Source organism: Kitasatospora sp. NPDC127035 (assembly GCF_042726075.1).
Classification (GTDB): domain Bacteria; phylum Actinomycetota; class Actinomycetes; order Streptomycetales; family Streptomycetaceae; genus Kitasatospora.
The window spans coordinates 18657-42835 of record NZ_JBHXDN010000029.1; the positions used below are offsets into that span (position 1 = coordinate 18657).

The window sequence follows — 24179 nt, forward strand, 5'->3', positions numbered from 1 at the left end:
CCCGGTCGGGACCCTACACCACTTCGGTCACTCAATGACACGCACACTCAACGTAGAGTAATGGCGCGGAGGTGGGGAAATACACTCGATTCCGACGAAACCGGCCGGTTGGCGGGGGCGCGCGGGCAGGGGCTCACGCGGCGCGCACGGGAGCACACGGCAGTGCCCGACCGGCCACCGCCGGAAGGCGGCGGTACCGGTCGGGCATCTGCGGGGTCGGGCGGTCAGCGGCCGGCCGGGACCAGGTCCTCCGGAAAGAGCCGCAACCGGTGCGCCAGCGCGGCCGCTTCGCCCCGACCGGCCACCGCGAGCTTGCCGAGGATGTTGGACACGTGCACGCTCGCGGTCTTCGGCGAGATGTACAGTTCCTCGGCGATCTGCCGGTTGGTGCAGCCCCGCGCGAGCAGACGGAGCACGTCCCGCTCACGGGGGGTGAGGCTGAAGGAGTCGCCGATCGGGGCCGCCGGAGCCGGGGCGGGACGGCGCACGGTGAGCGCCAGACCGGCCCGCTCGGCCAGCGCACAGACCTCCGCGCCGAGTCCGGCGTCGGACCGGGCGATCGCCAGTTCCCTTGCCTCGCGCAGCAGTTCGACCGCAGCCTCGCGGCGGCCGGCCAGCACCTCCGCCTCGCCGGCCCGCAGCAGCGCGAGCGCCAGCGGGTACGGCAGCCCGGTCGGGCGCAGCGCCTCGATCGCGGCGGCCCAGTGCGCCGGGGCGTCCGTCCCTTCCGCGCGGGCCAGCTCGCCCGCCAGCAGCCGGGCCCAGCCGCGGTGCAGCGGCGCGGTCGGGGTCAGCCCGGCGGCGACGGCGGTGATCCGGGCCAGCACCGCGGCCCGGCCGGGGCCGGCCTCCGGCAGGCCCCGGGTGTCCGCCTCGGCGGCGGCGCCGTCGACCAGCAGCGGGTAGAGGTCGGCGAGGTAGCCGCACCGGAGGTCCTCGTCCAGGGCGGCGAGCAGCTCGGCGCGGGCGTCCAGCGGGCGTCCGGCCCCGACCGCGATCCGCAGCGCCAGCCGCGCGATCGGGACGGAGTGCTGGAGCTGACCGACCCGGTTGGCCGCCCTGGCCTGCGCCAGCATCGCGGCGGCGCCGGACAGGTCACCGCGGAGCAGGGCGAGTTCGCCGCGCATCCGGTCCAGGAACTCGGCGTGGGTGCCGGTCGAGCCGAGCAGGTCGCACTCGGCGAGCACCCGCTCGGCCTCGTCGATCCGCCCGAGGTCCATCAGCGCCTCGACGAGGTTGCCGGTCAGGATGGCGCCGATGTTGCGCTGCAGGCCGTTGCCGCGCGCCGACTCCAGGCCCTCGCGGGCCAGCGCCACCGCCTCCTCGGCCCGGCCGAGCCCGCGCTGCATGGAGGAGAGGTTGTTGATGCCGCGCAGCAGGACGTCCGGTGCGCCGATCCGCCGGGTGGCCTCCACCGCGGCGGTGAGCTGGGCGACCGCGGCGTCCGGGTCGGAGTCGAGGTCGTTGCGCAGTCCGCTGAGCGTCATCACGGCGTGCTGCTCGACGGCGTGCGCGCCCACCTGGCGGGCGATCCGGACGGCCCGCTCGGCGAGCTCGACCAGCTCGGGCCGGGGGTTGGAGAGCATCCCGCTGCCGGCGCCGAGCGCGAACACCTCCGCCTGGACGGCGGACGCCGGCAGGTGCTCGACCAGCCGGTGCGCGTACGCGATCTCCTCCTCGTCGCCGGAGCGGCGCAGGTGGCCGAGCATCCGGGCCCGGTTGATCCGGAACCAGGCGGCGCGGGCCGGGTGTTCGACCTCGTCGACCAGTTTGAGCGCCCGTCGGGCCAGGCTCAGCCCGCGCTCGCGGTCGCCGGTGCGGCGGGCCGCGACGACCGCCTCGGCCAGCACGTCGATCAGGTTCAGCCGGTCGCAGCTCTCGTCGTGGGCGTCGGCGTCGCAGGAGCACGGCGGGTAGGTCTCGGCCCAGTCGTACGGCCGCAGCGTGCCGCCGAGCACCTCCTCGGAGACCTCGTCCCAGAGTTCGAGGGCCCGCTCCAGCATCCGCAGCTGTTCGGCGAAGGCGTTGCGCCGCCGGGCGGCCCGGGCGGCGTCCAGGGCCGTCGGCAGGGCCCGGGCCGGGTCGTGCGCGTGGTACCAGTAGTTGGCCAGCCGGGCCGGCCGGGTGTCGCTGCCGACCAGGTGCGGCTCGGCCTCCAGGGCCTCGGCGAACCGGCGGTTGATCCGGTGCCGTTCACCCGGCAGCAGGTCGTCCGAGACGGCCTCGCGGACCAGCGCGTGCCGGAACCGGTAGCCGTCGCCGTCGGTGTCCGGGCGCAGGATGTTGGCGCCCACCGCCTCGCGCAGCGAGTCGATCAGCTCCTCCTCGTCGTCCAGGACGGCGGCGAGCAGGGCGTGTTCGACGTAGGAGCCGCCCTCGGCGGCGATCCGCAGGACCCGCTGGGTCTGCTCGTCCAGGGCCTCCACCCGGACCAGCAGGATGTCCCGCAGCGAGTCGGTGAGCCCGGCCGAGCAGCCCTCCCGGACGGAGGTGGCGAGCTCCTCGACGAAGAACGGGTTGCCCTCCGAGCGGCGGTGGATCCGGTCGACGAGCTGACGGTCGGGCGCGGCGGTGCCGAGGATGCCGGCCAGCTGCGCGGCCACCTCGCCCGGCCCGAACCGCTCCAGCTCCATGCGCTGCACGGTGCGCAGCCGCTCCAGTTCGGCCAGGAAGGGCCGCAGCGGGTGGCGGCGGTGCAGGTCGTCGCTGCGGTAGGTGGCGACCAGCAGGACGCGGGCCCGGTGCAGGGTGCGGACCAGGTAGGAGAACAGCTCGCGGGTGGACCGGTCGGACCAGTGCAGGTCCTCCACGGCGAGCACGAGAGTACGGTCCGTGCCGAGTCGTTCGAACAGCCTCGCGGTGTGCTCGAACAGCCGGGCTCGTCCGTACTCGTTGTTGGGTTCGCCGTCAGCCTCGCCGAAGTCGGGCAGCAGCCGGGCGAGATGGCCCTCCATCCCCGAGGCGGCGCCCTCGAAGTCGGCCCCCATGCCGCGGTGGAGCCGGCGCAGCGCGGTGGCCAGCGGTGCGTACGGCAGGCCCTCGGCGCCGATCTCCAGGCAGCCGCCGACGGTGGTCAGCACGTCGTCGTCGCAGGCCTGTCGCAGGAACTCCTCCAGCAGCCGGGTCTTGCCGACGCCCGCCTCGCCGCCGATCAGCACGGCCTGCGGCTGTCCCGAGCCGGCCCGTCGCAGCGCGGCCGTCAGGGCGGTGAGCTCCGGATCGCGGCCGACGAAGACGGGACTCACCGATATCTGCTGCATGGCTGCGAGCATGCCATAGAGGTCCTGCACCGGCCGAGCGGTTATCCCGCCCTCCGGACGCCCGGAAGGGGAGGCGCACCCCCGTGTCGCCTCCCCCTCCGGATTCCCTGCGGCACCGGGCTGGTGCCGGTCCGTCAGCATTCGCCGGGACGCACGGCGCGGCGCACGGAGCGGAAGGCGACGTTCGGCCGCCATCCGGTGCGCTTGGCGCCCTTCGCCTGGCGTACCAGCCGCTCGTGCTCGGCCAGGGCCTGGAGTTCCTGCTCGTGCTGCTTGATGAGCTCGTACTCGATCACGGTGTTCCCCTTGTGGGTTTCGGTGTGTCTCTCTCGTTCTGGGGTAAACACTCCTCTCCCAGGGGGGTGGGGCGCATCGGCAGCCTGCCGGATCTTCCGGGCCGTCCGGGCCTTAGGTGCCGGGCCCGGGTGCCCGGCCCGGACACGGCAAAGGCCCGGCCTACCCCTTATGAGGGGTAAGACCGGGCCTGAGGCGTCTAAGTAGACCTTAGAAGGTCTAAGACACCTTAGAAACTCAGGCAGAAGCGCCCAGCTTCTCCAGAATCAGATCCTTCACACGGGCCGCGTCGGCCTGGCCACGGGTGGCCTTCATGACCGCGCCGACCAGGGCGCCGACGGCCGCGACCTTGCCGTCACGGATCTTGGCGGCGATCGCCTCGTTCTCGGCGATGGCCTGGTCGACGGCGGCACCGAGCGCGGAGTCGTCCGAGACGACGGCCAGGCCGCGCTTCTCGACGACCTCGTCCGGCTCGCCCTCACCGGCCAGCACGGCCTCGATGACCTGGCGGGCCAGCTTGTCGTTCAGCTTGCCCTCGGCGACCAGCGCGGCGACCCGGGCGACCTGCGCCGGGGTGATCGGCTGCTCGCTCAGCTCGGTGCCGGTCTCGTTGGCCCGGCGGGCCAGCTCGCCCATCCACCACTTGCGGGCCTGGTCGGCCGGGGCGCCGGCGGCGATGGTCTCCTGGATCGACTCGACGGCGCCCGCGTTCAGCACCGACTGCATGTCCTTGTCGGTCAGGCCCCACTCGGCCTGGAGACGGGCCCGGCGCACCCGCGGCAGCTCGGGGAGACCGCCCCGCAGCTCCTCGACCCACGCGCGGGACGGCGCGATCGGGACCAGGTCCGGCTCCGGGAAGTAGCGGTAGTCCTCGGCGTTGTCCTTGATCCGGCCGGCCGTGGTGCTGCCGTCCTCCTCGTGGAAGTGCCGGGTCTCCTGGACGATCGTGCCGCCGTCGGAGAGCACCGTCGCGTGCCGCTGGATCTCGAACCGGGCGGCCCGCTCGACGCTGCGCAGCGAGTTGACGTTCTTGGTCTCCGAACGGGTGCCGAAGGTCTCGGTGCCGTTCGGGCGCAGCGACAGGTTGACGTCGCAGCGCATCTGGCCCTTGTCCATCCGGGCCTCGGAGACGCCCAGCGCCTTGATCAGCTCGCGCAGCTCGGCGACGTACGCCTTGGCGACCTCGGGGGCGCGCTCGCCGGCGCCGACGATCGGCCTGGTGACGATCTCGATCAGCGGGATGCCGGCCCGGTTGTAGTCGAGCAGCGAGTGCGTGGCGCCGTGGATGCGGCCGGTCGCGCCACCGACGTGGCTGGACTTGCCGGTGTCCTCCTCCATGTGGGCGCGCTCGATCTCCACCCGGAAGGTCGAGCCGTCCTCCAGCTGCACGTCGAGGTAGCCGTCGAAGGCGATCGGCTCGTCGTACTGCGAGGTCTGGAAGTTCTTCGGCATGTCCGGGTAGAAGTAGTTCTTCCGCGCGAACCGGCACCACTCGGCGATCTCGCAGTTCAGCGCCAGGCCGATCTTGACGGCCGACTCCACGCCGATCGCGTTGACCACCGGCAGCGAGCCCGGCAGGCCCAGACAGGTCGGGCAGACCTGGCTGTTCGGCTCGGCACCCAGCTCGGTCGAGCAACCGCAGAACATCTTGGTCTTGGTGCCCAGCTCGACGTGGACCTCAAGGCCCATCACCGGGTCGTACGACGCGAGAGCGTCCTCGTAGGAGACCAGGTTCTTGACGCTCACAGCGTCCCCTTCACTAAAAGTCTTGGAGGTGCCGGCCCGGCCTGTACGGCGGGTACAGGCCGGGCCTCGCGGGCTCGGTCAGCCCAGCAGGACGTCGTCGTCGCCCAGCCGGCGCAGCTCGCGCACCAGCAGGGCGGTGCCGGTGACCAGCGCGGCGGCACCGACCAGGGCGTTGACCAGCTTCAGGGTGTCGTTCTCGCCCCGGGCCTTGCGGACGTCCTTCACCACGGTGATCACGCTGAACGCGCTCGTGCCGATGGACAGCCAGATGCCTGGCTTCGAGTGCTTGAAGCCCTTGGCCTTCTCGATCTTGCTCACAGTGCCGGTGCCTCCTCCAGCAGGGTGTGCCCCCACTTGTCGTTGAGTGCGGCCTCCACGGCGCCGCCCACGCGGTACAGGCGGTCGTCCGCCATCGCGGGTGCGATGATCTGCAGGCCGACCGGGAGATTGTCCTCCGGGGCCAGCCCGCACGGCAGCGACATGGCCGCATTGCCCGCCAGGTTGGACGGAATCGTGCACAGGTCGGCCAGATACATCGCCATCGGGTCGTCGGCGCGCTCGCCGATCGGGAAGGCGGTGGTCGGGGTGGTCGGCGAGACCAGGACGTCCACGCCGGCGAAGGCCGCGTCGAAGTCGCGCGAGATCAGCGTGCGCACCTTCTGGGCCGAGCCGTAGTAGGCGTCGTAGTAGCCCGAGGAGAGCGCGTAGGTGCCGAGGATGATGCGGCGCTTGACCTCGGCGCCGAAGCCGGCCTCGCGGGTGAGCGCGGTGACGTCCTCGGCCGAGCGGGTGCCGTCGTCGCCGACCCGCAGGCCGTAGCGCATCGCGTCGAAACGGGCCAGGTTGGACGAGGCCTCGCTGGGCGCGATCAGGTAGTACGCGGGCAGCGCCAGGGTGAACGACGGGCAGGAGACCTCGACGACCTCGGCGCCCAGCTCGCGCAGCAGCTCCACGGACTCGTTGAAGCGCTGCATCACGCCGGCCTGGTAGCCCTCGCCGGCGAACTCCTTCACGACGCCGATCCGCATGCCGCGGACGTCACGCCGCCTGGCGGCCTCGACCACGGCCGGGACCGGCGCGTCGATCGAGGTGGAGTCCAGCGGGTCGTGGCCGGCGATGGCCTCGTGCAGCAGCGCCGCGTCCAGCACGGTGCGGGCGCACGGGCCGCCCTGGTCCAGGGAGGACGAGAACGCGACCAGGCCGTAGCGGGAGACCGAGCCGTAGGTGGGCTTCACGCCGACGGTGCCGGTGACGGCGCCGGGCTGGCGGATCGAGCCGCCGGTGTCGGTGCCGATCGCCAGCGGGGCCTCGAAGGCGGCCAGCGCGGCGGCCGAACCGCCGCCGGAGCCGCCGGGGATCTTGGAGAGGTCCCACGGGTTGCCGGTCGGGCCGTAGGCGGAGTTCTCGGTGGAGGATCCCATCGCGAACTCGTCCATGTTGGTCTTGCCGAGGATCACCACGCCGGCGTCCCTGAGACGCGTGGTCAGAGTGGCGTCGTACGGCGGGATCCAGCCTTCGAGGATCTTGGAGCCGCAGGTGGTCGGGACGCCCTTGGTGGTGAAGACGTCCTTCAGCGCCAGCGGGACGCCGGCCAGCGGGCCCAGCTCCTCGCCCCTGGCGCGCTTCTCGTCGACGGCCCGGGCGGCGCTCAGCGCGCCCTCGGTGTCGACGTGCAGGAAGGCGTTGACCTTCTTGTCGACGGCGTCGATGCGGTCCAGGTGCGCCTGGGCGACCTCGACGGCGGAGACCTCGCCGGTGGCGACGGCGTTCGCCGTCTCGGCCGCGGTGTAACGGATCAGGTCGGTCATCTCGGTCAGTCCTCCCCGAGGATCTGCGGCACACGGAAACGCTGCTCCTCGGCGGCGGGGGCACCGGCCAGCGCCTGCTCCGGGGTGAGCGACGGCCGCACCTCGTCCGCGCGCATGACGTTGGTCAGCGGCAGCGGGTGGGAGGTCGGCGGGACGTCCTGTCCGGCGACCTCGGAAACGCGGGCGACCGCGCCGATGATCACGTCGAGCTGCTCGGCGAAGTGGTCCAGCTCTTCGGCCTGCAACTCAAGACGCGACAGCCGAGCGAGGTGGGCAACCTCCTCGCGCGTGATGCCAGGCATGCAGCGATCCTCAGGGTGAGTTCTGGTGAGGCCCGGTACCGCCTTCCGGCGGCGCCGGGCCCGGGCAGGAGCGGCCTGTCCGGCGCTCCCGTCCTCTTGGTCTGTGGTCCCCATCCTATGGGGCACGGCCCGGCCACCGGCCAACGAGCGAGGGCGGGCCCGGGTCACCCGGGTGAGCGGGGCGGCTCACTGGGGGCGGGTCGGCGCCCAACTCTGCTGCCCGGGCGCCTGGATCTCCAGTTTCGCGGCCTGGACCGCCTGGATCACCGGCGGCAGAACGTGGGGCACCGGCGGGAGCACCGGGGGCCGCACCGGGTGGATCACCGACGGCAGCTGGACGGCGGGGGCGGTGGTGAGCCGCTCCACCGGCGGCGCGCCGGTGCGGTGCACCCGCAGCCAGGCGGTGGCCTGCTCGGCCGGCAGCGCCGCCGAGACCAGCCAGCCCTGCACGGCGTCCACGCCCATGCGGTTCAGCCGCTCCCAGGTCTCGTCGTCCTCGACGCCCTCGGCGACCACGGTCAGGCCGAGCGAGTGCGCCAGCTCCACCGAGCAGCGGACCACCGCCGCGTCGTGGTCGTCGGCGACCATCCGGGAGACGAAGGAGCGGTCGATCTTCAGCTCGCCGACCGGCAGGCTGCGCAGCCGCACCAGCGAGGAGTGGCCGGTGCCGAAGTCGTCCAGGGACATCCCGACGCCGTAGCCGCGCAGCTCGGCGAGGGTGTCGGCGGCCCGCCGGGAGTCGTCCAGCAGCAGCCGTTCGGTGATCTCCAGCTGGAGCGCGTGGGCCGGGACCTGGTGGCGGACCAGGTGGCCGGCGACCCGCTGGGCGAAGCCCGGGTTGAGCACGTCGCGCGGGGAGACGTTCACCGCGACCTGCACCTGGAGGCCCTGCTCGCGCCAGGTGGCGAGCTGGCCGACGGCGGCCTCCAGCACGTAGTCGGTCAGCCGGGGCATCAGGCCGCTGGACTCGGCCAGCCCGACGAACTCGTCCGGCGAGACCTTCCCCTGGCCGGGCCGCTCCCATCGGAGCAGCGCCTCCAGCCCGACCACCCGGCCGTCGAAGGCCACCTTGGGCTGGTAGTGCAGCTGCACCTCGCCGGTCTCCAGGGCCCGCCGCAGGTCGCCCAGCAGCCCGATCCGGTACGGCGTGTCGGCGTCCTGCGCCTCGTCGTACTGCTCGACCGAGGTACGGCCGCGCTGGGCGTGGCCCATCGCGACGTCGGCCCGGCGCAGCAGCGACTCGGCGTCCTGCGCGTGCTGCGGGTAGACGCAGACGCCGGCGCTGGCCTCCAGGACGAGCAGCAGGCCGTCCAGCCGGATCGGCGCGGCGAGTTCGGCGATCAGCGCCTTGGCGACCTTCTCCAGCGAGTCCGGACAGCCGATGCCGGGCAGCAGGACGGCGAACTCGTCGCCGCCCATCCGGGCCACCATCGGGCGGCCGCGGTAGTGCCGGGGCAGCCCGGCGAAGACGTCGTCGATCGACTCCCGGGTGGCGCTGCCGGCCGCACCGCCGGAGCGCAGCGCCCGGTGCAGGCGGCGGGCGATGTGGACCAGCAGCCGGTCACCGGCGGTATGACCGAGGGTGTCGTTGAGCGACCGGAAGCGGTCGAGGTCGAGCAGGATCAGACCGACGCTGTATCCCTCGGCGTGCTCGGCGATCGCCTCCTGGGCCGCGATCAATAACGCCTGGCGGTTGGGCAGGTCGGTCAGCGGGTCGGTGAGCTGGTCCCGGGCACGGTCCCGGGCGATCCGCCAGGCGGCGACCAGCACGGCCAGCGGAACCGCGAACAGCGGCAGCAGCTCGGGTTCGTAGCGGTAGACCAGGACGGCCAGCGGGATGAGCGGTGCGGCGCCGGCCAGCAGGACTCCGAGCAGCAGGACCGCACCCGCCACCCCCTGCGGCGGGCGTGTGGGCGCACCGCCGGTCGTATGATCCATAAGCCCTGTCCTCCGTCGGGCCCGCCCCGTCAGGCCGCCTAGCGGTGAGGCACCGTACCGGTGCCGGCAGCCTGCCGGGCATGGAGCGGCCCCGCGGAGTCCGGCTCAGCCGGTACCCCCACCCCTGCTGACACTCTGTTGCGCTCCAGGGTATGCGCGGGTCCACCCGACGGGCAGACTTTCGGACAACCGGAAATGCGCCACCGCGCTCCGGTGTCGCACGGTGACACGATGCCCGCTCCCACCGTGCGACACCCGATGACGTTGCATCAGGACGATAACAAGACGGATCCCCGGCCTCCGCGCGCGGGTCAGCCCTCAGAGGGCTCCTCCGCCCCCGGCTCCGGCGCCGACGGATCCTGCCCGGCGGCCTCCGACGCGGGCGCCTCGGCGGGCTCCCCCGCCACGCTCTCCCCCGCGGTCGCGGCGCCCTCGGCGGCCTCCGCGACCGCTCCCGCGGCGGCCTTCGCCGCACGCTTCTTCGCGGGCGCCTTCTTCACCGGCTCCTCGGCCTCGGGCTCCGGCGGCAGGCCCAGGTGGACCCGCGCCGCGGCCGAGCCCTGCGCCAGCAGGACGTCGAAGCCGGCGTCGTCGAGGACCGGCAGTCCGAGCTGGACGGCCTTGTCGTACTTGGACCCCGGGTTGTCCCCGGCGACCACGAAGTGGGTCTTCTTCGACACCGATCCGGTCACCTTCGCGCCGCGCGAGGTCAGCGCCTCCTTGGCGCCGTCCCGGGTGTGCCCGGCCAGCGTCCCGGTGACGACGACGGTGAGGCCCTCCAGCGGACGCTCGGCCTCCTCCTCGGGGGCCTCCTCGGTGAACCGGACGCCGGCCGCACGCCACTTCTCCAGGATCTCGCGGTGCCAGTCCACCTGGTACCACTCGATGATCGACCGCGCGGTGCCCGTGCCGACGCCGTCGGTCGCGGCCAGCCGCTCCTCGCTCGCCGCGAAGATCGCGTCCAGGTCGCGGAACTCCCGGGCCAGGTCCTGGGCCGCGACCGGGCCCACGTGCCGGATCGAGAGGCCGTTGAGGAAGCGCCAGAGCGGGCGGTCCCGGGCCTTCTCGATGTTGTCGAGCATCACCCCGGTGTTCTTCTTCGGCGCCCCGGCGGTGGTCGCGAAGAAGAACACCTCCTTCTCCTCGCCGGTCTCGTCGTCGAGCTTCGGCATGCCGGTCTTCTGGTCGCGCACCAGGACCTTGATCGGCAGCAGCTGCTCCACCGTCAGGCCGAAGATGTCGCCCTCGTTGCGCACCGGCGCCTCGGCCGGCGTCAGCGGCTGGGTCAGCGCGGTGGCCGCGACGTAGCCCAGACCCTCGATGTCCAGCGCCGAGCGCCCGCCGAGGAAGGCGATCCGCTCGCGGATCTGGGCCGGGCAGAACCGGGCGTCGGGGCAGCGCAGGTCGATGTCCCCCTCGGCCATCGGCCGCAGCTCGGCACCGCACTCGGGGCAGTGCGAGGGCATCACGAACGGCACCTCGCTGCCGTCCCGCACGTCGTAGACCGGGCCGAGGATCTCCGGGATGACGTCGCCGGCCTTGCGCAGCACCACGGTGTCGCCCAGCAGGACGTCCTTGGCCTTCACCACGTCCTGGTTGTGCAGCGTCGCGTACTGGACCATCGAGCCGGCCACCTTGACCGGCTCGGCCAGCACCGCGTACGGGGTGGCCCGGCCGGTGCGCCCGATGCCGATCTTGATCTCGGCCAGCTTGCCGGTGACCTCCTCCGGCGGGTACTTCCAGGCGATCGCCCAGCGCGGGGACTTGGAGGTGGAGCCGAGCCGGCCCTGCAGGGCGATCTCGTCGACCTTGACGACCACGCCGTCGATCTCGTGCTCGACCGAGTGCCGCTGCTCGCCGAAGCGCCGGATGAAGGCGCGGACCTCGTCGAGGGTCCCCACCACCTCGTTGTGCCGCGCGGTGGGCAGGCCCCAGTCGTGCAGCAGCCGGTAGGCGTGCGACTGGTCGTCGATGTCGAAGCCGACCCGGGCACCGATGCCGTGCACCACCATCTGCAGCGGACGGGAGGCGGTGACCAGCGGGTCCTTCTGACGGAGCGAGCCGGCGGCGGCGTTGCGCGGGTTCATGAAGAGCCGGATCATCGCCCGGGGCCGCTTGCCCTCCTCGGCGCGCTCCTCGTTCTCCAGCCGGCGGCGCTCGTTCTCCTCCGCGAAGGAGGCGTTGAGCGCCTCGAAGGCGTCGGTCGGGAAGTAGACCTCGCCGCGGATCTCCACCAGCTCGGGGATGTTCTCGCCCTTGAGCCGGTGCGGGATCTCCTTGATGGTGCGGACGTTGGCGGTGATGTCCTCGCCGACCCGGCCGTCGCCGCGGGTCGCCGCCTGCACCAACTGGCCGTTCTCGTAGGTGAGGTTGACGGCCAGGCCGTCCACCTTGAGTTCGCAGAGGTAGTGGTAGTCAATGCCGGCCAGCTCGGCGGCGACGCGCTCGGCCCAGGCGGCCAGCTCGTCGTCGTCCATCGCGTTGTCCAGGCTGAGCAGGCGCTCCCGGTGCTCGACGGGGGCGAACAGCCCGGTCGGCGCGCCGCCGACCCGCTGGGTCGGCGACTCCGGCGTGACCAGCGCCGGGTGCTCGGCCTCCAGCCCTTCCAGCTCGCGCATCAGCGCGTCGAACTCGGCGTCGCTGACGACCGGAGCGTCCTGCTCGTAGTAGCGGGCCCGGTGGTCCTCGATCTCGGTGGCCAGCTCGGCGTGCCGCCTGCGAACCTCCGCCGGAACGTCCTCCCAGCCCTCGACAGCCACCACCGCAAGCCCTCCGTTAACTTCTCATTCCGGGTTGTCCACCAGGCTCTGGCCCGCCTTCACGCTGAGTGACAGCGCCGTGCGCGCGTAGGCCGGTGAGGCCCCGGCCAGCCCGCAGGTGGGCGTCACCAGCACACGGCGGCCCAGCAGCTCCGGGGCGAACCCGAGCCTGCGCCACAACGTCCTGACACCCTGGACACTACCGGCCGCGTCCGACACTCCCTGGTCAGTGAAGGGGACGACACCGGCGAGGATCACGGTGCCCGCGTCGATCGCCTCGCCCAGCTCCTCGTCCTCACGCTCGGTCAGCAGCGAGAAGTCCAGCGAGACCCCGACCACCCCGGCGCGGCGCAGCAGCGGCAGCGGCACCTGCGGCGCGCAGCAGTGCACCACGACCGGCGCGTCCAGCCCGAGGACCACCTCGCGCAGGACCTCCTCGGCGACCTGCCGGTCGACCGAGCGCAGCCGCTGGAAGCCGCTGGCGGTCTTCACGGAGCCGGCCAGCACGGCGGGCAGCGAGGGCTCGTCGAGCTGGAGGACGACCTCGGCGCCGGGGACGCGACGGCGGACGTCGGCGAGGTGGCGGCGGAGGCCCTCGGTGAGCGAGGCGGCGATGTCGCGGCAGGCGCCGCGGTCGGCGAGCGCCTTCTCGCCGTGCTTGAGCTCGATCGACGCGGCCAGCGTCCACGGGCCGACCGCCTGGACCTTGAGCGGTCCCCGGTAGCCCTGGGTGTACTCCTCCAGCGCGTCCAGGTCCTCGCCGAGCCAGGAGTGGGCGCGGCGGGTGTCCCGGCCGGGGCGGTCGGCGAACCGCCAGCCGCTCGGCTCGGTCTGCGTGAACAGCTCGACCAGCATCCCGGCGGAGCGTCCGATCATGTCCGCACCCGGCCCGCGCGCGGGCAGTTCGGGGAGGAACGGCAGGTGCTCCAGCGCACCGGTGGAGGTCCTGGCGGCCTCCCGGGCGTCGGTGCCGGGCAGCGATCCGACGCCGGTGGCGGCGCCGACCAGGTCGGGGAAGGGGTGTCCGTTGCTCACCCGCCCGAGCCTAGTGCGCCGGGGCGGGAGGTCGGACCGGCCGACCTCCCGCCCCGCCGGTCGCGGCTCAGCGGCCGGGGCGGACGGTGATGTCGGTGATCTCGGCGTCGCGCGGGACGTCGAGGGCGGTCAGGATCGCCTTCACCACCGACTCCGGCTCGATCCACTGCCCGGCGTCGTACTCCTTGCCCTCCTGCTGGTGCACCTTGACCTGCATCGCCGTGGCGGTGCGGCCGGGGTAGACCGAGGTGACCCGGACGCCGTGCCCGTGCTCCTCCGCGCGCAGCGAGTCGGCGAGCGCCTTCAGGCCGTGCTTGCTCGCCGCGTACGCCGACCAGTCGGCACTGGCCCGCAGACCGGCACCGGAGTTCACGAAGACGACGTGGCCCTTGACCAGCCGCAGCGAGGGCAGCAGCAGACGGGTCAGCTCGGCGGGCGCGACCAGGTTGACGTTCAGGGTGTCCTGCCAGGCCTTGACCGGCAGTTCGCCGACCGGGCCCAGCTCGACGATGCCCGCGACGTGCAGCAGCGAGTCGAGTTCGATCGGCGGTGCCTGGTGCCCCAGGGCCCAGGAGAGCTTCGCCGGGGTGCCGAGGTCGCCGACCAGGGTCTGCGCCCCGGGGAAGCGTTCGCGCAGCTCGGCGGCGCGGCGGGCGTCGCGGGCCAGCAGCCAGAGGTCGTCCCCGCGTTCCGCGAGGCGTTCGGCGAGGACGGCGCCGATGCCGGAGCCGGCGCCGGTGATCAGATGTGCAGCCATGGGGCCGATCCTCTCAGGCGCCGGACTTGAGCTGTTCGAAAACCTCGGCCGGAGTACCGGCGAAGGTGATCAGGTCGCCCAGCGGGCGGGGCAGGAAGCCCTCGGCGTCCATCCGCTCCAGCTGGGTGCGCAGGCCCGCGTAGAAACCTTCGGTGTCCAGGACGACCACCGGCTTGTCGTGCAGCGCGTGCTTCTTCAGCTCCAGCACCTCGGTGACCTCGTCCAGCGTGCCGAGGCCGCCGACGAGCACCACCACGGCATCGGCCCGCATCAGCAGCTGGGCCTTGCGCTCGGCGAGGTCGGCGGTGGTGATCAGCTCGTCGGCCCCGTCGTACGCCTTGTGCCTCAGGAACTCGACGGAGACCCCGACCAGCCGGCCCCCGGCGGCCTTCACCCCGTCCGCGAGCAGACCCATCAGCCCGGCGTTCGAACCGCCCCAGACCAGCGTGTGCCCGCCCTCCCCCAGCAGCCGGGCGAACTCGGCGGCCGGAGCCGAGTAGCGGTCGTCGAGCGAGTACGCGGAGCAGAAGACAGTGATGTTCATAGTGCGTCCGGTCTATCACGGTCCGGAGATCCTCCTCCCCGGTGGGACGCCCTACCGCCCGAGCACCCGCCGGCCGTCGTGATCACGGATGCTGGGCGCGGCACCGTCCCGGAGCGCGTCGAGCACGCGCACGGCGTACACCTCGGCCATCCGGTCGGAGACCTCCGCCGGCGTGAGCCAGTCGACGGCGGTCGACTCGTCCGAGAGCCGCGCCGTCCCGTCCTCCGGACGGCAGCGGAAGACCAGCGCGACGATGCCGCGGGTCACGTTCTTGTACACGCCGGTCAGCCGTTCCACACCGACCTTGATGCCCGTCTCCTCGAAGACCTCCCGCCGCACCCCGTCCTCGACGGCCTCGGACAGCTCCAGCACCCCGCCCGGCGGCTCCCACGCCCCGTTGTCCGCCCGGCGGATCGCCAGCACCCGCCCGTCCTCCCGCACCACCACCCCTGCGACGGACACGGAGTGCAGTGGCGGCGGGCCGGTCTCCTCGCCTCTCGTCATGTCACCGGGGTTCGAGGAGGGGTGGGCAGCTTACCCAAGGTAGGTCTTCTGCCATTCCAGCGACGTCATCGTGAGCGAGGCCTCGGCGAGTTGCCGGGCCGCGTCGGTCTTCAGGCTGCCGAGGCTGCTGTCGATCCAGGGCTGGACGTTCCGGTAGCCCTGCTCCCGGTACTCGACGGCTTGGATCAGACATTCGAGCTTGTCGGCGTCGTGTGCGACGACCACCTCCAAGCTCTCGCCGTTCTCGTACTCCTCGACGATCGCCTGGACTCCCGCGACCACAACCGGGTGGGCAGCACTGACCTGGTCGGCAGTGACGCGCTCGTTGGACGCGGCGGTGACGTATCGCCGTCCGATGTGCGGAATGTCGCCGACACGGGTCTCCTGCGTGTCATGGAAGAGGCACAGCAGGGCGACCTTCGCCGGATCGGCGCCTTCCATCATCGCGAGGACCGCACCGACAACACCGACGCGGAAGGAGTGTTCGGCAATCGTCTCGGGATCCTTGACTCCGGCGATCCACCAGCCCGATCGCTTCGCCCGCTTGAGCATCCCTGCTTCGAACAGGTACCCCGCGGTGCCCTTCGCCTGCCCGTCCTCTGCCATCGCCGCCCTCTCTCACACGCCGTAGCCACCTGCCCGGAGACCGTAGTACACCGACTCCAACTTGCGCCGGGACTCGGAAGACAGAAGTCCGTCGTCAAGCAGAACACCAACTCTTCGGGCCAGTTCCCGCGCCACGTACGGATCGGAGTCGAGCAGATTCCGGCGGGAAAGGATCAGAGCCCAAACCGAATGAACATACAGATCGGTGTACTCGACAGCCCGGTCGAGCCGTACGGCGAGCTCCCGCAGGAGCGCCGAGGCATCCCAGGCCGGCCGGTCGCGCTCAGCCATGAAGCAGTCGTCCGTTTGAGCCCGACGGTCGAGGCCGAGCCAATGCGCCCAGTAGTTCAGGTTGGCCGCCTCCGCCTGGTCATGATCAACAATCGACCTGTTGATGAACTCCCTCAACAGAGCCGCGTCGCCTTGACGAGCCAAGGCCGCTGCCACCGACCTTGTCTCGGCCCACTGCGGCGACCAGCCGTCAACCGTCGCAGTCAGTGCACCTCTGCGACGCATTCCGTCGAACCAGTTCGCGGCATCCCATTCCCGGTCGTACGCGGAGAGGTACCAGACCTGTCGACGCAGGAGAGCCGCGTCCGGTCCAGCCCGCTCCGCGGCATCCGAAGCAGTCCGGAGATTGTGGAAGAAGCGTGCCCTCGACCCAGGGTCCAGAAGAGGCGACGACGAGACCGGCCCACGTCGCGCGGCCGGAAGCGTCGAGTAGGCAGCAACGGCGCCGGGGAGAACTCCGCTGACCGCCCAGCCGATCATGTGCGTCGTGTCTCGCGTGAGCACCCATCCCGCCAGCGGGTGCTCACGAACCCGAGCGCGGGTCGGTTCCGCCCTGAGAATCTCGCCCAGGAGGAGGTCTGCGTCCATCGCGACAGCGAGTATGTCCACCAGAGCCGACGGAGCACCGAGAAGGATCAGTCTTCGGCGCATCGCTACAAGGTTTCCGGCTTTGGTGGACGACAGCGGACGCCGTCCGGACTCCCACCCTTGGACGGTGCTCTTGTCCACTCCGAGCTCCTCCGCCAGCTCCTCCTGAGTCCGGGGAATCTGCTCGCGAATGACCTTGAAGAGATAGCCGGCGATCGCGCCCTCCAGCTCCCGCTCGGGCGAAGACCGACCCCCGGTCGGTGTTGTTCCTCGCCCTGCCTGAGATTGAGCAACCATCGGGGCTCCCCCTGGCCTGGATCGGCCGGGTAACTCGTACTGACGGCCCGTCGAAGCGATGCACTACGCGGCGTAGCGTCTCGGACACGGAGAGATTCCGCGCGTGGCTCGGAAATCGTAGACCTGATGCAGGAGTCTGCGACATCGATTGCTCGGATCCCTCCCGAACCCGGCACTCGAACATCTTGCCGAGCGGGCCAGTTTACAGAGGAGTTGCCATGCCACAGAGGTCGGTTGAGGCTCACGCGCCTCCTGCTGACGGACCGGCTCGCCTTCTGACCTCAGCCGAGATCCTGCTGCCCTACCTGCCGGAATCGGCGGGGCAGGCTCGCCGGTTCCTCCGGGAGACCCTGACGGAATGGGCACTGGACCAGCTGCTCGACACGGCCGAGCTGGTCGCGAGCGAGCTGGTCGCCAATGCCGCGAAGACCGGATGCCGGCAGCAGATGGCGGTCACCGTCCGAGTCATCTCGCGGACGACCGTGCGGATCTCGGTTCGGGACGGCTCGTGTGCCCTGCCGGTACTGATCCAGGCCGCTCCGGACGAGGAGTGCCACCGCGGCCTGACCCTGGTGAACCGCCTGACCCGGGGCAGATGGGGCGTGAGCGTCGAGGCACTCGGAAAGGTCGTGCACGCCGACCTTTCGATCCCCCGATGAACCGCCCGTCGACGGACGACGATCGCTGTTCCGAGGGCGGCTCGCCTTCCGGCGACGATCCCGTTCGGGTCTGGGCCGCCTACGGGGTGTCGGTCGCGGCCGCACTCCACGTCGTCGCCGGTGCCCTGGTGCTGATCGACCGCGCCCGCTGAAGCCGGACCGCTCTCCCCTCGCACAGAAAGGAGCACCGCCATGCCCGCGCCCGAACCGAAGCCACCCCGACCGAAGCCGGCGAATCCGCCCACGCCGCGCCCTCCGGACCGGTAGCCACAACCCGATCACCACCACAACACGAGGAGGACCCATGGCCTGGGGAACCGACAAGGACAGCGGCGGGAAGCACGGGGGCAAGAAGGACCCCGGCACGGACAAGCCGTCCCCCGACGGCGCGCGGCCCGCACCCGAGCCGAAGCACCGGAAGGACGACGACAAGAAGTGACGGACTCCCCTCACCACCCGGAGCAGGCCGCCGCCCGCGGCCTGCTCCGGGCCGCCGGCGAAGCGCTCGGCGGCCCCGTCCCCCGCGAGTGGCAGGAAGCGATCACGGCAGTCCCCCGCCACCGCTTCCTCCCGGAGCGGGTCTGGTTGGACGACGGCCGAGGCGGCTACGTGCCGTGCGACCTCCGGACCGACCACGACCGCTGGTTCGATGCCGCCTGCGCGGACGTGCCGATCGTCACCCAGGTCAACGACGGCGCCGAACCGCCCGACCCCACCGAGGCCTGGCCCTCCTCCTCGGCCTCCGCCCCCTCGATCGTCGTCCGGATGCTCCGCGACCTCGATGTCCGCCCCGGCATGCACGTCCTGGAGATCGGCACCGGTACCGGTTGGAACGCCGCGCTCCTCGCCCACCGCCTCGGCCCCGGAGGCGTCACCTCGATCGAGATCGACCCCCGGGTCGCCCGGCAGGCGCAGACCTCCCTGAACGCGGCCGGCCTGACCGTCAACGTGATCTGCGGGGACGGCTCCCTCGGCCGGCACCGTCGACTGCCGTACGACCGGATCATCTCGACCTGCTCGGTCCGACGGGTCCCGTGGGCGTGGATCGAACAGACCAGGCCGGGCGGCATCGTCCTCACTCCCTGGGACAACCCCATGCTCTGCTGGGGTCTTCTCAGGCTCACCGTCGAACGGGGCCGTGCGCAGGGCCGGTTCGCCCCGCACTCGGCATTCATGCTGATGCGCACCCAGCGGCAGGATCTGCGGATCTTCCGCGACGTCGTCCGCGACGAGCACGTCCCCGAAGAACGCCGGACCGTGCTGTCCCCGTGGCGGGTCACGGGAGACGAGTGGGAGGCCCGCTTCGCGCTCGGGCTGCGGCTGGGGACCGTGTGGACCGCCTGGGACGAGGACGGCGCCCGGCTGTGGGTGGCGACCACCGACGCCCGTTCCTGGGCCGCCGTCGAGGACGGCACCGCGTGGCAGTACGGCCCCCGCCGGCTCTGGGACGAGGTCGAGGAGGCCCACCGCTGGTGGCTCGACAACGGCCGGCCGTCCCCCGGCCGGTTCGGCCTGACGGTCACGGCGGAGCGGCAGTGGGCCTGGCTGGACGGGCCCGACCGTCGTGTGCTCAGGCGTTGACGGCCGGGCGCTCCGTCGTGGCGATGGTGGCGGAGCCGACCACGCGGGTGCCGTCGTAGAGCACGACCGCCTGGCCCGGGGCGATGCCGCGGGCCGGGGTGTCGAGGCGGACGCGGAGTTCGCCGTCGGCGACCGAGGCGGCGACCGGGACCTCCTCGCCGTGGGCGCGCAGCTGGGCGGTGTAGCGCCCCTCGGCGGGTGCCTCGTCGCCGCACCAGCGCGGACGGATCGCGGTCAGCGCGGTGACGTCCAGGCCCTCGACCGGGCCGACGGTGACGGTGTTGTTCACCGGCGAGATGTCGAGGACGTAGCGCGGCTTGCCGTCCGCGGCCGGGCGGCCGATCCGCAGGCCCTTGCGCTGGCCGATGGTGAAGCCGTACGCGCCGTCGTGCTCGCCGAGCTTGGTGCCGTCGGCGTCGAGGATGTCGCCGGTCGCGGTGCCGAGGTGCCGGGCGAGGAAGCCCTGGGTGTCGCCGTCCGCGATGAAGCAGATGTCGTGGCTGTCGGGCTTCTTGGCGACGGCCAGGCCGCGCCGTTCGGCCTCCTCGCGGATGACGTCCTTGGTGGTGTCGCCGAGCGGGAAGAGCGAGTGGGCGAGCTGGTCGGCGTCGAGCACGCCGAGCACGTAGGACTGGTCCTTGGCGCCGTCCACCGCGCGGTGCAGCTCGCGGCGGCCGTCCGGCAGGTCGACGATCCGGGCGTAGTGGCCGGTGCAGACGGCGTCGAAGCCGAGCGCGACCGCCTTGTCCAGCAGCGCGGCGAACTTGATCTTCTCGTTGCAGCGCAGGCAGGGGTTGGGGGTGCGCCCGGCCGCGTACTCGGCGACGAAGTCGTCGATCACGTCCTCGCGGAACCGCTCGGCGAGGTCCCAGACGTAGAACGGGATGCCGATCACGTCGGCGGCCCGGCGGGCGTCCCGGGAGTCCTCGATGGTGCAGCAGCCGCGGGCGCCGGTACGGAAGGACTGCGGGTTGCTGGAGAGCGCCAGGTGCACGCCGGTCACCTCGTGTCCGGCCTCGGCGGCGCGGGCCGCGGCGACGGCGGAGTCCACCCCGCCGGACATCGCCGCGAGCACGCGCAGGCGGCCGGTGGGGGACGGAGCGGTCGGAGCACCCGGGAAGTCAGTCATGATGAGTCCAAGCGTACGTGGTGCCGTCCGGCATTCCGCCGGGGCTTTCCTCAGCGCCGGACGGCCGCGAGACCGGCGCTGCGGGCGCGGTGGACGGCCGGGCCGATGGCCCCGGTGAGGGCGGCGACGTCCTCCCGGGTGGAGGTGTGGCCGAGCGAGAAGCGGAGCGAGGCCCGGGCGAGCAGCGGGTCGACGCCCATCGCCAGCAGGACGTGGCTGGGCTGCGGGACGCCGGCCGAGCAGGCCGAGCCGGTGGAGCACTCGATGCCCTGGGCGTCGAGCAGCATCAGCAGTGCGTCGCCCTCGCAGCCGGGGAAGGAGAAGTGCGCGTTGGCGGGCAGCCGTCCGTCCGCCGCCGGGTCGCCGTTGAGCACCGCGTCCGGGACCCCGGCCAGCACCTCGGCGACCAGGTCGTCCCGCAGTGCGCCGAGCGTGCCGGCGTGCTCGGCGCGGCGTTCGACGGCGATCGCCGCGGCGGCCGCGAAGCCGGCGGCGGCGGGTGCGTCGAGGGTGCCGGAGCGGACGTCGCGTTCCTGGCCGCCGCCGTGCAGCAGCGGGACGGGCGTCGCGCCGCGGGAGAGCAGCAGGGCGCCGATGCCGAACGGTCCGCCGATCTTGTGGCCGGTGACGGTAAGCGCGGTGAGCCCCGAGTCCGCGAAGGACACCGGGACCTGACCGAGCGCCTGGACCGCGTCGGCGTGCATCGGGATGCCGTACTCGGCGGCCACGGCGGCGAGTTCGGCGACCGGCTGGACGGTGCCGACCTCGTTGTTGGCCCACATGACGGTGACGAGCGCGACCGAGGCCGGGTCGCGTTCGACCGCCTCGCGCAGCGCCGCCGGGTGCACCCGGCCGAGGCCGTCCACCGGCAGGTAGTCGACGGTGGCGCCCTCGTGCTCGGCGAGCCAGTGCACGGCGTCCAGCACCGCGTGGTGCTCGACGGGGCTGCAGAGCACCCGGGTGCGGGCCGGGTCGGCCCCCCGGCGGGCCCAGTACAGGCCCTTGACGGCCAGGTTGTCGGACTCGGTGCCGCCGGCGGTGAGGACGATCTCACTGGGCCGGGCGCCGAGCGAGTCGGCCAGCGACTCGCGGGACTCCTCGACGACGCGGCGGGCCCGGCGGCCGGCCGCGTGCAGGGAGGAGGCGTTGCCGACGACCCCCAGGTGCGCCGTCATCGCGGCGATCGCCTCGGGCAGCATCGGCGTGGTCGCCGCATGGTCCAGGTATGGCATAACCATCCGATTGTAGAGGGCCCCCGGTGTGCGGTCCGGCGGCCGATCCGCCCACCGTACCGATCCGGCCACCGACCGCCGCTCCCGGGCGGTCGGTGACCCGCCGTGCCCGGGCGGGCAGTCGGACGGGCGGGTCCGGCGGCGGGCGGAGGGGCGGACCCGGACGGCGGGGGTGCCGGGCGACCGGGGCCCGGTAGGGGGCACCCGCCTCGAACGGTTAGCCTGACGGCCACCGCAATGCGGCCGGACGGAACAGGACGGGGCGGAATGTCGCAGTCTGTCGATCGTGCGCTGACCCTGCTCGGGTCGCTCGGCGACGGCCCGGTCTCCCTCGAACAGGCCGCCACCTCGATCGGGGTGCACAAGTCGACCGCGCTGCGGCTGCTGCGCACGCTGGAGGAGCACGGCTTCGTCCACCGGCAGTCCGACCGTCGCTACCGGCTGGGCGGCAAGGTGCTGTCGCTGGCGAACCGGGCCCTGGAGGAGATCGACGTCCGCCAGGTCGCCGCGCCGTACCTGGCGGCCCTCGCCGAGCGCTCCGGCTGCACCGTGCAGTTGGCGGTGCTGCAGGACGGCGAGGTGCTGTACCTGGACGAGTTGGCGGGCCGGTGGGACGGCGAGGCCGGGCGGCCGACCAGGATCGGGCGGCGCGCCCCGGCGGCCGGGACGGCGATCGGCCGGGTGCTGCTGGCCGGGCTGCCCGGGGACGGCCGGCCCGAGGCGGAGCTCTCCGCCGACCTGGCCGCGGTCCGCCACCGGGGCTGGGCCGCCGAGTCGGCCGAGCACCGGGAGGCGGTCACCTGCGTCGCCGCGCCGGTGGCCGGCAGCGACCGGCGGGCCGTGGCGGCCTGCGCGGTCTCGGCGCCGACCGACCGGGTGTCGCCCGCCGAGCTGGTGCGGCTGGTGCCGGAGCTGCTCTGCACGGTCGAGGCGATCTCGCTGGCGTACGGCGGTTCGCCTACTCCTCGCTGGTGCGAGAACCGTTGCGGTGCCAGGCCCGCGGTGCGCGCCAGCCGTACTTGAGGGCGAGCATCCGGAGCAGGAAGGCGGTCAGGGCGGCGGCGGTGCCGGTGAGGGCGGTCAGCCGGTCGAGGGCGATGAGCACGGCGACCAGCGCCGAGCCGACCAGGGCGGGCACGGCGTAGATCTCCCGGTCCCAGCGGAGCAGGGAGGGGATCTCCCCGGCGAGCAGGTCGCGCATGACGCCGCCGCCCGCCGCGGTCACCATGCCGAGCGCGACGGCCGCGACGGCTCCGAGCCCGTAGTCGTGCGCCTTGGCGGTCCCGGTGACGCAGAACAGGCCGAGGCCGAGCGCGTCGAGGGTCTGCACGGCGCGGTTGATCCGTTCGACCTCGGGGTGCAGGAAGAAGACGACCAGCCCGGCGGCCAGCGGGGTGACGAAGTAGCCGAGGTTGCTGAAGGCGGCGACCGGGGTGGCGCCGATCACGAGGTCGCGCATCACCCCGCCGCCCAGTGCGGTGACCTCGGCCAGCACACAGATGCCGAAGATGTCCATGTTCTTGCGGACGGCGAGCAGCCCTCCGGAGAGGGCGAAGACGAAGATGCCGACGAGGTCCAGCGACTGCTGCACGTCGGAGGGGAAGATCTGCGAGGTCACCGGACCACTATGGACCCGATGGTCCGGACCTCCGCGCACCGTCCGTCCGGAGCCCGGAGCTCCGGACGGACGGTGCGGGACGGCCTGCGCCGTTCGACGGGCGGCCCGGGCCTCACCCGGAGACGGGCACCGGTCCGCCCGACGGGGCGGTCCCGGGGGCGGCCGCGGCGGCGGACCCGGGAGCGTTCTCGGGGAAGTGGCAGGCCACCTGGTGCCCGGACTCCAGCGCGACGAGCGGCGGCTCCTGGCTGGCGCAGACGTCCTGGGCCTTCCAGCAGCGGGTGCGGAACCGGCAGCCGCTGGGCGGGTTGATCGGGGACGGCACGTCGCCCTTGAGCAGGATCCGCTCACGCCCGGCCCGCTGCTTGCGGCGCGGGTCGGGCACCGGCACCGCGGACATCAGGGCGTTGGTGTAGGGGTGCATCGGGCGGCTGTAGAGCGAGTCCCGGTCGGCGATCTCGACGATCTTGCCGAGGTACATGACCGCGACCCGGTCGGAGACGTGCCGGACCACCGAGAGGTCGTGCGCGATGATCAGGTAGGTCAGGCCGAGTTCCTGCTGGAGGTCGTCCAGCAGGTTGACCACCTGCGCCTGGATGGAGACGTCCAGGGCGGAGACCGGTTCGTCCGCGACGATCATCTTGGGCCGCAGGGCGAGCGCCCGGGCGATGCCGATGCGCTGGCGCTGGCCGCCGGAGAACTCGTGCGGGTAGCGGTTGTAGTGCTCGGGGCTGAGTCCGCAGAGCTCCAGCAGGTCCTGGACGGCCTGCTTCACCCCGCCGGCCGGCTCGGCCTTCTGCAGCCGGAACGGCGCGCTGACGATGGTGCCGACGGTGTGCCGGGGGTTCAGCGAGGAGTACGGGTCCTGGAAGATCATCTGGATGTCACGGCGGAGCGGCCGCATCGCGCCGACGCCCAGGTGGGTGATGTCGGTGCCCTCGAACTCGATCGTCCCGCCGGTGGGTTCGTCGAGCCGGGTGACCAGCCGGCCCATCGTGGACTTGCCGCAGCCGGACTCGCCGACGACGCCCAGGGTCTCACCGGCGTTGACCGTGAAGTCGATGCCGTCGACCGCGCGGACGGCGCCGGTCTGGCGCCGCAGCAGGCCGCCGTGGATCGGGAAGTGCCGGGTCAGGCCGGCCACCCGGAGCAGCGGCTCCCGGTCGGGGGCGGGTGCGGGAGAAGGGATGGCCGCCGCCTGAGTGTCCGTCATCGGTTCTCTCCAGAGAGG

At 72.6% G+C, this 24179-nt stretch carries 23 protein-coding genes; 5 read left to right on the forward strand and 18 right to left on the reverse strand.

Annotation, left to right across the window (positions count from 1 at the left end):
• Positions 1–224 precede the first annotated feature (224 nt).
• The 14 genes from ACFWIC_RS20725 to ACFWIC_RS20790 all read right to left on the reverse strand — a co-directional run bounded on the left by ACFWIC_RS20725 (position 225) and on the right by ACFWIC_RS20790 (position 16729).
• Complete coding sequence (locus ACFWIC_RS20725; protein WP_380519674.1) at positions 225–3260, reverse strand: AAA family ATPase; 3036 nt, start codon at positions 3258–3260, stop codon at positions 225–227.
• Between the two features lie 134 nt (positions 3261–3394).
• Positions 3395–3556, reverse strand: a complete 162-nt coding sequence (locus ACFWIC_RS20730) for a hypothetical protein (protein ID WP_329882931.1) — start codon at positions 3554–3556, stop codon at positions 3395–3397.
• 235 nt (positions 3557–3791) lie between these two features.
• Positions 3792–5300, reverse strand: a complete 1509-nt coding sequence (gene gatB / locus ACFWIC_RS20735) for an Asp-tRNA(Asn)/Glu-tRNA(Gln) amidotransferase subunit GatB (protein WP_329882932.1) — start codon at positions 5298–5300, stop codon at positions 3792–3794.
• Positions 5301–5378: 78 nt separating this feature from the next.
• Positions 5379–5618 (reverse strand): hypothetical protein, encoded by a 240-nt coding sequence (locus ACFWIC_RS20740; RefSeq protein WP_329882933.1) that lies wholly within the window; start codon positions 5616–5618, stop codon positions 5379–5381.
• On the reverse strand, positions 5615–7108 hold the full coding sequence (gatA, locus tag ACFWIC_RS20745; protein ID WP_329952174.1) for an Asp-tRNA(Asn)/Glu-tRNA(Gln) amidotransferase subunit GatA: 1494 nt from the start codon (positions 7106–7108) through the stop codon (positions 5615–5617). Before gatA ends, ACFWIC_RS20740 begins: the two co-directional genes overlap by 4 nt.
• 5 nt (positions 7109–7113) lie before the next feature.
• The gene (gatC, locus tag ACFWIC_RS20750) at positions 7114–7410 is read right to left on the reverse strand and encodes an Asp-tRNA(Asn)/Glu-tRNA(Gln) amidotransferase subunit GatC (protein ID WP_035845952.1); all 297 of its coding nucleotides are present in this window, start codon (positions 7408–7410) and stop codon (positions 7114–7116) included.
• A 186-nt stretch (positions 7411–7596) separates the two neighbouring features.
• Positions 7597–9348, reverse strand: coding sequence for a bifunctional diguanylate cyclase/phosphodiesterase (locus tag ACFWIC_RS20755; protein WP_329952175.1), 1752 nt, complete (start codon positions 9346–9348; stop codon positions 7597–7599).
• A 311-nt stretch (positions 9349–9659) separates the two neighbouring features.
• A complete protein-coding gene (ligA, locus tag ACFWIC_RS20760) occupies positions 9660–12107 on the reverse strand; it encodes an NAD-dependent DNA ligase LigA (protein ID WP_380519698.1) in 2448 nt (815 codons plus the stop codon).
• 24 nt (positions 12108–12131) lie between these two features.
• The gene (locus ACFWIC_RS20765) at positions 12132–13142 is read right to left on the reverse strand and encodes a methionine synthase (RefSeq protein WP_329952177.1); all 1011 of its coding nucleotides are present in this window, start codon (positions 13140–13142) and stop codon (positions 12132–12134) included.
• Positions 13143–13209: 67 nt separating this feature from the next.
• Positions 13210–13899: an SDR family oxidoreductase gene (locus tag ACFWIC_RS20770; protein ID WP_329882938.1), complete on the reverse strand. Its 690-nt coding sequence runs from the start codon at positions 13897–13899 to the stop codon at positions 13210–13212.
• A 13-nt stretch (positions 13900–13912) separates the two neighbouring features.
• A complete protein-coding gene (locus ACFWIC_RS20775) occupies positions 13913–14443 on the reverse strand; it encodes a TIGR00730 family Rossman fold protein (RefSeq protein WP_329882939.1) in 531 nt (176 codons plus the stop codon).
• Between the two features lie 51 nt (positions 14444–14494).
• On the reverse strand, positions 14495–14947 hold the full coding sequence (locus tag ACFWIC_RS20780; RefSeq protein ID WP_380519675.1) for an NUDIX hydrolase: 453 nt from the start codon (positions 14945–14947) through the stop codon (positions 14495–14497).
• A gap of 30 nt (positions 14948–14977) precedes the next feature.
• A complete protein-coding gene (locus ACFWIC_RS20785; protein ID WP_380519676.1) occupies positions 14978–15553 on the reverse strand; it encodes an HD family hydrolase in 576 nt (191 codons plus the stop codon).
• A 12-nt stretch (positions 15554–15565) separates the two neighbouring features.
• Complete coding sequence (locus ACFWIC_RS20790; protein WP_380519677.1) at positions 15566–16729, reverse strand: helix-turn-helix domain-containing protein; 1164 nt, start codon at positions 16727–16729, stop codon at positions 15566–15568.
• 218 nt (positions 16730–16947) lie between these two features.
• On the opposite strand from ACFWIC_RS20790, the gene ACFWIC_RS20795 reads away from it, so the two are divergent.
• The 4 genes from ACFWIC_RS20795 (at position 16948) to ACFWIC_RS20810 (ending at position 18969) form a co-directional block, all read left to right on the forward strand.
• On the forward strand, positions 16948–17388 hold the full coding sequence (locus ACFWIC_RS20795; protein WP_355404358.1) for an ATP-binding protein: 441 nt from the start codon (positions 16948–16950) through the stop codon (positions 17386–17388).
• Complete coding sequence (locus ACFWIC_RS20800; RefSeq protein ID WP_355404356.1) at positions 17385–17540, forward strand: hypothetical protein; 156 nt, start codon at positions 17385–17387, stop codon at positions 17538–17540. The genes ACFWIC_RS20795 and ACFWIC_RS20800 overlap by 4 nt, the downstream gene beginning before the upstream one ends.
• Positions 17541–17692: 152 nt before the next feature.
• Positions 17693–17827: a hypothetical protein gene (locus tag ACFWIC_RS20805; RefSeq protein ID WP_327680895.1), complete on the forward strand. Its 135-nt coding sequence runs from the start codon at positions 17693–17695 to the stop codon at positions 17825–17827.
• Positions 17824–18969, forward strand: a complete 1146-nt coding sequence (locus ACFWIC_RS20810; RefSeq protein ID WP_380519678.1) for a methyltransferase domain-containing protein — start codon at positions 17824–17826, stop codon at positions 18967–18969. The genes ACFWIC_RS20805 and ACFWIC_RS20810 overlap by 4 nt, the downstream gene beginning before the upstream one ends.
• Here the strand turns inward: ACFWIC_RS20810 and mnmA are convergent.
• Together mnmA and ACFWIC_RS20820 are read right to left on the reverse strand one after the other, a co-directional pair.
• Complete coding sequence (mnmA, locus tag ACFWIC_RS20815; protein ID WP_329882940.1) at positions 18959–20098, reverse strand: tRNA 2-thiouridine(34) synthase MnmA; 1140 nt, start codon at positions 20096–20098, stop codon at positions 18959–18961. The genes ACFWIC_RS20810 and mnmA overlap by 11 nt on opposite strands.
• A gap of 50 nt (positions 20099–20148) precedes the next feature.
• Positions 20149–21330 carry a cysteine desulfurase family protein gene (locus tag ACFWIC_RS20820; protein ID WP_380519679.1) on the reverse strand — a complete coding sequence of 394 codons (1182 nt, stop codon included), beginning with the start codon at positions 21328–21330 and terminating at the stop codon, positions 20149–20151.
• A gap of 267 nt (positions 21331–21597) precedes the next feature.
• Between ACFWIC_RS20820 and ACFWIC_RS20825 the strand changes: the two genes are divergently transcribed.
• Positions 21598–22353, forward strand: coding sequence for an IclR family transcriptional regulator (locus tag ACFWIC_RS20825; protein WP_380519680.1), 756 nt, complete (start codon positions 21598–21600; stop codon positions 22351–22353).
• On the opposite strand, the gene ACFWIC_RS20830 is transcribed toward ACFWIC_RS20825, so the two are convergent.
• A complete protein-coding gene (locus ACFWIC_RS20830; RefSeq protein ID WP_329952181.1) occupies positions 22289–22948 on the reverse strand; it encodes a trimeric intracellular cation channel family protein in 660 nt (219 codons plus the stop codon). The genes ACFWIC_RS20825 and ACFWIC_RS20830 overlap by 65 nt on opposite strands.
• A 112-nt stretch (positions 22949–23060) precedes the next feature.
• Entirely contained in the window at positions 23061–24161 is a 1101-nt protein-coding gene (locus ACFWIC_RS20835; RefSeq protein WP_329882944.1) for a dipeptide ABC transporter ATP-binding protein, read from the reverse strand.
• Positions 24162–24179 lie beyond the last annotated feature (18 nt).